Origin of the sequence: Clostridium sp. UBA6640, assembly GCF_002455975.1 — a bacterium.
Classification (GTDB): Bacteria; Bacillota; Clostridia; order Clostridiales; family Clostridiaceae; genus Clostridium_J.
In genome coordinates this window covers 1-10,375 of record NZ_DKLM01000169.1, presented here as the reverse complement: position 1 = coordinate 10,375, position 10,375 = coordinate 1, and the positions used below count along the sequence as shown (strand labels likewise).

The window sequence follows — 10,375 nt, the reverse complement described above, 5'->3', positions numbered from 1 at the left end:
TGTATGTTATGAATAATAATAAGCTACAACCTATAGGAGTGCCAGGAGAATTGTGTATTTCTGGCGATGGATTAGCAAGGGGATACTTAAATAAACCAGAATTAACTTCTGAAAAGTTTGTAGACAATCCATTTGAATCAGGAACGAAGATGTATAAGACAGGAGACTTAGCAAGATGGTTACCAGACGGAAATATAGAGTTTTTAGGAAGGATAGATAACCAGGTTAAGATAAGAGGATTTAGAATAGAACTTGGTGAGATTGAAAATAAGTTATTGCAACATGAAGATGTTAAAGAAGCAACGGTTACGGTAATAGGAAGCGAAGATAATGATAAGCACATTTGTTCATATATAGTAAGTGATAAAGAAATAAGTGAATTAAACTTAAAAGAATATTTGAAAGAAAGCTTACCAGAATATATGGTGCCATCTTATTTTGTAAAACTATACAAAATGCCGGTTACATCGAATGGAAAGCTTGATAGAAGAGCACTTCCTAAACCTAATCTAGATGAAAGGTTAACTAGTTATGAGGCACCAAGAAATGAAATTGAAGAAACTTTAGCAAAAATATGGAGTGAAATATTAGGTGTAGATAAAGTAGGAATAAATGATAGTTTCTTTGAATTAGGAGGTCATTCATTAAAGGCAATGATTCTTATATCTGAAATTAATAAGGAAACCAATAAAGAAGTTCCATTAAAAGAATTATTTAAGAATCCAACAATAAAAGGGCTAAGCAAGTTTATTGAAGAGGCTGAAGAAAGTATTTATTCTAAGATTGAAAAAATAGAAGAAAGAGAATACTATGAAGCGTCATCAGCACAAAAGAGAATGTATATAATTCAAGAATTTGATAAAGAAAACATAGCTTATAATATGCCACAGATTTTTGAAATTCAAGGTTCTATGGATAAAAATAAAATAGAGGATACATTTAGAAAACTAGTTGAAAGGCATGAAGCATTAAGAACTTACTTTGAAACTGTTGAAGATGAAATAGTTCAAAAAATAGATAATAATTATAAATTTAAGTTAAAAGAGGAAACTTCACATCAATCTATAGAAGAGATAGCTAATGATTTTGTAAGAGCTTTTGATTTAGCAATAGCACCGCTATTTAGATGCAAAATAGTAGAAACTCAAGGGAAAACTTATTTATTAATAGATATGCATCACATAATATCTGATGGAGTATCTATGAGTATTTTAATAAATGAATTTGCTACACTATATAATGGTGGAAACTTAGAACTATTAAAACTACAATATAAAGATTTTGCAGCATGGCAAAATAATTTCTTAAAGTCAGAAGAAATGAAAAAACAAGAAGAATATTGGGTAAATATGTTTAATGGTGAAATACCAATATTAAATTTACCATATGATTATGAAAGACCTGCAGTTCAAAGTTTTGAAGGTGATAGTGTAAGTTTTGAAGTGGATAAAAATGTAACACTTGAATTGAGGGAACTTACAAAGAAAACGGGAACAACAATGCATATGGTTATATTATCAGCATTTAATATACTTTTATCTAAATATAGTGGACAAGAGGATATAATAGTAGGAATACCGATAGCAGGAAGGTCACACTCAGATTTACAAAATATAATAGGGATGTTTGTAAACACATTAGCTTTAAGAAATAAACCAGAGGGAGTTAAAAAGTATATAGATTTTCTAAATGAAGTAAAAGAAAATTCAATAAAATCTTATGAAAATCAAAGTTATCAAATTGAACAGTTAGTAGAAAAATTAAATATAAAAAAAGATCCAAGTAGAAGCCCATTGTTTGATGTAATATTCAATACACTGAATATAGATATTGAGGACAGTGAATTAAATGAATTATTATTAAAGCCGTATAACGGACAAAATAAGATATCAAAGGCAGATTTAGAATTAACATTAATAGAAGGTGTAGATACTTTAAAGTTAACTTTGGCTTACTGTAAGAAATTATTTGATCATCATACTATTGAGATTATTAAAGATGATTTTATAGATATACTTAAAACAATAGCTAATGATGAGAATATTCTTTTAGGTAACATTATTAATAATGGACCTGAGGAAGAGTTGCTTGAATTAGATGAGAATTTATTCTTAGATTAACAAGATAGGAGAGGTTATGGTGTTATGGAAAGTAACTTAGTACAGCGTGATATGATTAAATATTGGATAAATGAATTAAAAAGTTTACAGGAAAGTGACAGGAATCTATGTGACTATAATAGAGAAGGATATGAAGCAAGGGCGCATTATATTAGTATTGATAAACAAACTGTACAGCGATTACAAGTAACTTGTAAAGCTAATGATTTTGTTATGTATTCTTTTTTGGTATCGGCAATAAAAATAAGTTTATCTAAGTATATGGATAAAAAAAATATGACCATAGGGATACCAATTTATAGCTCAAAAGACTCAAGAAAAATTATTTATAGCAAGGTATTACCACTAACATCTACCTTAAATGATGATGAATCTTTTAAAGAATATATGCTACGTATTAAAAATAAGATTTTAGAAATATATAAAAATCAAGGATATTTAAATAGTGCTGTATTGTTAGAAAGCAAAGTATGCAATGAAGTTATGGATTTAACTCCTATTAATGTTTGCATGAGATCATTTCATGAGGAGAAGTGCATTAATTATATAACAAGTTCAAGTAAAAATGAAATTTCATTTTTGCTTGAACTTCTAAAAGACAGTACAATAAAACTTGAGGTAGTATACAATGCTAATAAATTCTCAGAAAATACTATCAATAATTTATCTAGAACTTTTATCAAAGTTCTAGATAAAGTTTTAAAAAATTATAATGAAAAAATTAAGAATATAGAAATTTTGTGTGATGAGGAAAAAAATAAAATACTATGGCAGTTTAATGAAAATAATATGGAGTACGATAAAAATAAGACAATACAAGAACTATTCGAATTACAAGTAGAAAAAACACCAGATGATATTGCTGTAGCATTTAAAAATCAAAATTTAACTTATAGAGAGCTAAATGAAAGAGCTAATAATTTAGCATTATTGTTGAGAGAGAAAGGGGCCAAGCCTGATTCTATAGTAGGCATAATGATAAATAGATCTGTGGAAATGCTAATAGGAATAATGGGTATTTTAAAATCAGGAGGGGCTTACCTGCCAATAGACCCTAAAAATCCTAAGGAAAGAATAGATTATATTATAAAAGATGCTCAAATAGAAACAATAGTTACATCAGAGGAAATAGCTAAAGGTATAAATTTTTACGGACATATAGTAGATTTACAAAAAGATGTAATATATGCAAGTAAAAATACCAATGTAACTTTGGTTAATAGTAGCAATGATTTAGCATATGTAATATATACATCAGGATCAACAGGAAATCCAAAAGGAGTTATGATAGAACATAGACAGGTTAATAATTTTATACATGCTATAAATAGTGAAACATCGCTGAATAAATTTAATAGTATATTGTGCCTTACAACTATTTCATTTGATATATTTTGTTTAGAAACTATAGTGCCATTGACTCAAGGATTGAAAGTAGTTATTTCAGATGAAGATGATAGCATCAATAGTAATAAAATTGCAGGAATTATAGAAGAGCACAATATAGAGGTTATGCAAAGCACACCATCTCGGTTTAAAATGCTTTTAGATAGTGATAAATTTAAGCAAGCTATGATTAACATAAAATTAATATTAGTTGGAGGAGAAAGTCTTACAAAACATGTATTAGATGAGTTTAATAAATATGAAAAGTTAGAAGTTTATAATGTATATGGACCAACGGAAACAACAGTGTGGTCAACATGTAAGTATATTAAAAATGAAGATAAAATTACTATAGGAAAGCCTATAAAAAACACTAAGATATATATATTAGATAGCAATAATCGAGTAGTACCTATAGGAGTATCAGGAGAGTTGTGTATTTCAGGAGATGGAGTGGCAAGAGGGTATTTGAATAATACTAGCTTAACAGAAGAGAAATTTATAAAGAATCCATTTTGTGATAATTCAAGAATGTATAAAACGGGTGATCTAGCAAGATGGTTACCAGATGGAAGTATAGAGTTCTTAGGAAGAATAGATAGTCAAGTTAAATTAAGAGGATATAGGATAGAACTTGGAGAGATAGAAAACTCATTGATGTGCTATGAAAACGTTAATGAGGCAGTAGTAATAATAAAAGAAATGGATGATAATGAAAGATATATATGTGCTTATATAACAAGTGGAAATGATTTAAATGAGATAGAATTAAAAGCCTTTTTAAGAAAAACATTACCTGAATATATGATACCAACCTATTTTACAAAATTGGATAAATTACCCTTAACTAATAATGGAAAAATTAATAGGAGATTTCTACCAAAACCAATATTAAATAAAAGTCTAAATAAGTATGAAGGACCAAGAAACGATATAGAAGAAAAATTGGTAAAAATGTGGAGTGAAATTTTAGGTTTCGAAAATATTAGCATAAATGATAAGTTCTTTGATATAGGGGGACATTCTTTAAAGGCAATACTACTTATATCAAAAATTCAAAAGGAATTTAAAAGAGAATTAAAAATAGGGGAATTATTTGAGGCGTCAACTATAAAAGAACTAAGTGAATATATAAAACTAAAAGAAGAGGTCAATTATAATGGAATAAAGAAAGCAGATAAAAAGTCATACTATAATGTTATGTCAAATCAAAAAGGCCTATTTATTGTAAATAAAAAAAGTTTAGATATTGCAGAGTCAAATGTACCAATTATCATAAATATACAAGGAGATGTAAATAAGGATAAATTAGAAAAGGTATTAATAGAATTAATTAATAGGCATGAAGCTTTTAGAACTTCATTTGAAATAGTTGATGAAGAGGTGATATGTAAAATTCATGATAACTTTGAGTTTAAGCTTCAGTATGATGAGTATATTGGCAAAGATATTAAATCAGTTGTATATGGTTTTATTCAACACTTTGATTTGAGTAGTTATCCATTAATGAGAGCGTCACTTCTTAAAATAGATGAAGAAAAGTACACTTTAATTATAGACATGCATCATATAATTATTGATGGATATTCATTAAATATTCTTTACAGAGAACTAGTTGATTTATACATGAATAAAGAATTGCAAGCTAAAGAGTATGATATGAGTGATTATCTTGTCAATGAAAATAATTTTATTGAAGATAGTAAAATACAAGAGATAGAGTTATTCTGGAAAAATAGTTTTGCTAATCAAGATAAGCCTATATATGTACCACATGATTTGAATGAATTTAAGAAGTATGGATATGAAGGAGAAAAAATTCAATTTAAAATTTCTAAGGAAACTTTAGAAAAGATAAAGAAAATAGCTAATAAGGAGAAAACAACCACACACACCTTTATATTTGCAATATATGCAATATTATTAAGACAGTATACTGGGGAAAATGATATAGTTATTGGTTCAATTTCGGCTGGAAGAAGATTAGCTGAATATAAAGATATTGTAGGTTCATTTATTAATTTAATACCGATAATGAATAGAGTAGAAACTCAAGATACATTTATAGAATTTTTAAATAAAACTAATAATAATTTGATGACATCATATGAAAATCAATATTTTCCATTTCATACTTTAAATATTGATAAATTGATAAAAACATTAATAAATTTTCACACAGAAGAAGAGAAAAATGAAAATTTAGTAGTTGAAGGCTTAAAGTTTGAATATTATGAAGATTTCAAATACAATGAAGCACATTTAGATATACAGGTAGATTTTAAATTTTCAAATTCTGGAGATTTAAATTGTATATTTGAGTATAATGCAAATAAATTTAAAGAACAAACAATTAGAAGAATGACAAAGCAGTTTAGCAACATTATACAACAAGTTATTAATGATGCAACAGTTAAAATCACAGATATAAGAACTTTGTCTATGGATGAAGAAAATCAAATATTAAATGATTTTAATAACACTTTTTTAAGTTACGATAGAAATGCGACACTTCACAAACTGTTTGAAAGACAAGTAGAGAAAACGCCAGATGCTATTGCTATAGAATATTATAGCAAAAATATAACTTATAGAGAGTTGAACGAAAAAGCCAACTCACTAGCTAGAAAGTTACGTAGCCTGGGAGTAACTTCAGAAACTATTGTGGGAATTAAGATAGAAAGATCTATAGAGATGGTTATAGGCTTGATTGCTATATTAAAAGCAGGTGGAGCATATTTGCCAATAGATTCTGAGTATCCTATAGAAAGATCTAAATTTATGATTAAGGATAGTTCTATAAAGGTTATTTTAGCAGAAGAAAAATTTTTAACAGAGGAAGATATGCATGAATTTGATGGAGTAGTATTAAACTTAAACAATAATGAACTATATGAGCTTGAAACACATAATTTAGGCTGTGACATTAAAGCAAATAACCTAGCTTATATAATATACACTTCAGGGTCAACAGGAAAACCTAAGGGTGTCATGGTAGAACATGGCAATGTAATTGCTTATATAAATGCTTTTTGTCGTGAATATAAGATAAATGATAAAGATATAATACTTAACCAGGCTTCTTATGGATTTGATACAAGTATCGAAGAATTATATCCAATATTATTAGTAGGGGGCAAGTTAATTATAACTACTAGATCTGACATTAAAGATATATCTAAACTTGTAGATATAATAGATAAATATAAGATAACAATAATAAGTGCATCACCATTATTAATATATGCTATGAATGAAATGGAGTTAAGCAAAAGCTTAAGATTAGTCATAAGTGGAGGCGATGTTCTTAAAAAAGAATATATTTCAAATATTATAAGGAATACAGAGGTATATAATACTTATGGACCTACGGAGTCAACCGTATGTGCCACTTATTATAAATGTAATGGTAATGTATATAACAACATACCAATTGGTAAACCGATAGCAAATTATTCAGTATATATATTGAATAAGGATAATAAACTTCAACCAATTGGTATACCGGGGGAATTAGTAGTAGCTGGGCCAGGAGTAACAAGAGGATATCTGAAGCAAAATGATATTACTAAGCAAAAGTTTATTGAAAATATTAATAATTTCAATAGAATTTATAAAACTGGAGATTTAGCTAGGTGGCTACCAGATGGAAACATTGAGTACTTAGGAAGAATAGATAATCAGGTGAAAATACGTGGATATAGAATAGAATTAGGAGAGATTGAGCAGATTATTTTAAAAGACAATGAAATAAAAGATGTGGCAGTAATATGTAATAGTGATGCTAATGGTAATCCATATATTTGTGCATATATAGTTTCTGATATAGAGATAAATATAAAAACTTTAAAAAGAAAACTATATAAAGACCTACCAAACTATATGATTCCACAATTTATTTTACAAATTGATGAGATGCCTATAAATGTTAATGGTAAACTTGATAATAAAAAATTACCATATCCTGAGTTTAATAGAGTGAGTTATGATGAGTATTCAGAGCCAGCAAATGATATAGAAAAAAAGCTTTGTGAGATGTTTAGTGAAGTTCTTGGAGTTAAGGATATAGGTATAAATGATGAATTATTTGACTTAGGAGCAGATTCACTAAAGATGATAATTATTTTACCTAAAATACAAAAAGAATTTGATGTTAAGTTATCTATTGAAGATATGTTTTCAAATGTTACAGTAAAGAGCATTAGCCAAAAAATAATGATGGCAGATAGGAATAAATACTTAGCTTTAAAAAAGGTAGGGGAGAAGGATTATTATGTGACGTCATCAGCACAAAAGAGACTATATATGTTGAATCAACTTAATCCTAGTAGTACAAACTATAATATACCAATTGCAATGAAAATAAAAGGTGCGTTAGATGTTGATAAGGCTAAAAATATATTAAATTATTTATTAAATAGACACGAAATATTAAGAACTACATTTATATTTAAAGATGATGAATTAGTTCAAAAGATAAATAATGACATTGACTTTAAGGTAGAATATAGCGAAATTAATAAAAGTGAATTTAATATTGAAGACTTACAGAAAGATTTTATTAAACCTTTTGATTTATCAAAAGCACCTTTAATTAGGGTTAAAATAACCAAGATTAAAGATGATGAATATATATTACTTATAGATATTCATCATATAATAGCTGATGGTCATTCTACTGAAATACTTATAAATGAATTTGTTAGTTTATATTTAGGTAATGATTTGCCAAATATTAGAGTTGAATATAAGGATTATTCAGAATGGCAAAATAATATGATTGAAGAAGGTTATTTTACAGAGCATGAAAAATACTGGTTAAGCATGTATGATGGTAATATTCCTAGATTAAACATGCCTTTAGATTATGAACGAGAAGAGTATCAAACCTTTAAGGGTGATAGAGTAGCTTTTGAGATTGAAGGGGATATATTAAGAAAAATATATAGAATTTGTGATGAAACAAACACGACTCCTAACATGGTATTTTTCAGCGTATACGCTATTTTATTAGCAATTTATACAAGTGATGAAGACTTAGTAATAGGAGCTCCTATATTAGGTAGGAATCATAATGATTTAGAAAATATGATAGGTATGTTTGTAAATACACTTGCAATAAGACTATATCCACAAGGAAAAAAGACTTTTAAAGAATTTTTATATGAAGTTAAAAACAATCTTATAAAATCTTATAAATATCAGGAATTTGAACTAGATAAATTAATAGAGATGTTAAATGTAGATAGAACTGTAAGTGGAAATCCATTATTTAGTACAATTTTTAATTTTAGAACTAAAAGTATAAGCAACATTGAGTTAGAGGATATATATGCAGAATATATGGATAATAATAACAAAACATCAAAATTTGATTTCTCTTTAAGCGCGTTTCAAGCTGAAGATAAAATTTATTTTGAGTTTGAATATTGTACTAAATTATTTAATAGAAATACAATAGAGAAACTAGGAGAGTACTATATGAAAATATTAAATATTGTTAGTGAAAATATAGAATTGTATTTAAATGAAATAGAGCTTGAAGAGTTTGAAAAAACTGAAATTACTTTAGATGATATAGAATTTTCATTCTAAAATAGTTTTACCCAAAAATGAAAAACTAGGAATAGAGATAAAAACATTTATACATATTTCATTTATTAGGTATTAGATTATTACAAATTTAAAGCTGGGTATGTATAAATGTTTTATTCTTAATATGATAATACTATGAGATTTTATCATTTATATTCAATGAAACTAAAAATAATTTTAATTAGTGCAAAGAATTTTATGAAGAAAAGGTGAAATGTATGAATAGAATTGAGCATACAAATGATTTTTATGAGAATAAGGAATTTTGGACAAGTGTAGTTGGCAAGAATAGTCAAAGGAGTACTTTTAGTGATAAATCATTAGATATTCGCGATAATATATACTGTAATACGACCTTTATAGTTAATGAAGATGTATCAAAAAAAATTTTATCAATATGTAATAATTCTAATATGGGTATATATATATATATGATTTCAGCAGTGCTTTATATTCTAAAATTCTATACTGGGAATGATGATGTTTTTGTAGGAATTGAAAGATTGACTAAAAGTAATATAAGTGATTTAGAGGTAGCTATATTTAAAGGTATTATTGATGATGATAGTACTTTTAAAGAGTTTTTAATGAAATCAAAGGAAATATTTGTAAAAGTAAATAAGTTCAATAAACTTAATATAAGGGAAATACAACAATTGGTTGGAATTGAAGAATTTGATAATAAAACAGCTATAATAGATACTATGATTAGAATGAAAAACCTCAATTTAGGGCAGCAATTTAAAAACAACAACTTATCAACAATTTTTGAATTTGAAGTAAAAGATAGTAATATATTTTGTACTATAGTTTACAATATAAATTCAGTTAGTGAGACAAGAATAGACAATTTAAAAAGGCATTTAATGAATTTTTTAACGCAAGTATCAAATGATTATGATAAAAAGATAAAGGATATAGAGATTTTAGAAGAAAACGAAAAAAATAAAATATTATATGATTTTAATAATACAAATGTAGAGTATGATAGCAGTTTAACTATATACGAGTTATTTGAAGAACAAGTTAAAAAAACTCCTAATAATGTTGCAGTAGTATTTCAAGATAAAATGATAACTTACAATGAGTTAAATGAAAAATCAAATAGTCTAGCTAGAGTTTTAAGAAGGAAAGGTGTTAAAGAAGATTCTATAGTAGGAATAATGATAGATAGATCAATAGAGATGATAATTGGTATAATGGGAATTTTAAAATCTGGAGGAGCTTACTTACCAGTAGATCCGAACTATCCAAAGGAAAGAATAGAATATATG

At 26.7% G+C, this 10,375-nt stretch carries 3 protein-coding genes; all 3 read left to right on the top strand.

Annotated features, from left to right (window positions below; all coding sequences use genetic code 11):
• A partial coding sequence (locus B2W91_RS19960) for a condensation domain-containing protein (RefSeq protein ID WP_291584140.1) occupies window positions 1-2,120 on the top strand: 2,120 nt, incomplete at its 5' end.
• Window positions 2,121-2,144: 24 nt separating this feature from the next.
• Entirely contained in the window at window positions 2,145-9,101 is a 6,957-nt protein-coding gene (locus B2W91_RS19955; RefSeq protein WP_291584138.1) for an amino acid adenylation domain-containing protein, read from the top strand.
• A 218-nt stretch (window positions 9,102-9,319) separates the two neighbouring features.
• Window positions 9,320-10,375, top strand: a 1,056-nt coding sequence (locus tag B2W91_RS19950) for an AMP-binding protein (protein ID WP_291584136.1), incomplete at its 3' end; no start/stop codon positions are given.

Bases quoted from the DNA above. Each gene is read 5' to 3' on its own strand.
- B2W91_RS19955 (WP_291584138.1), top strand. From the start codon at position 2,145: ATGGAAAGTAACTTAGTACAGCGTGATATGATTAAATATTGGATAAAT.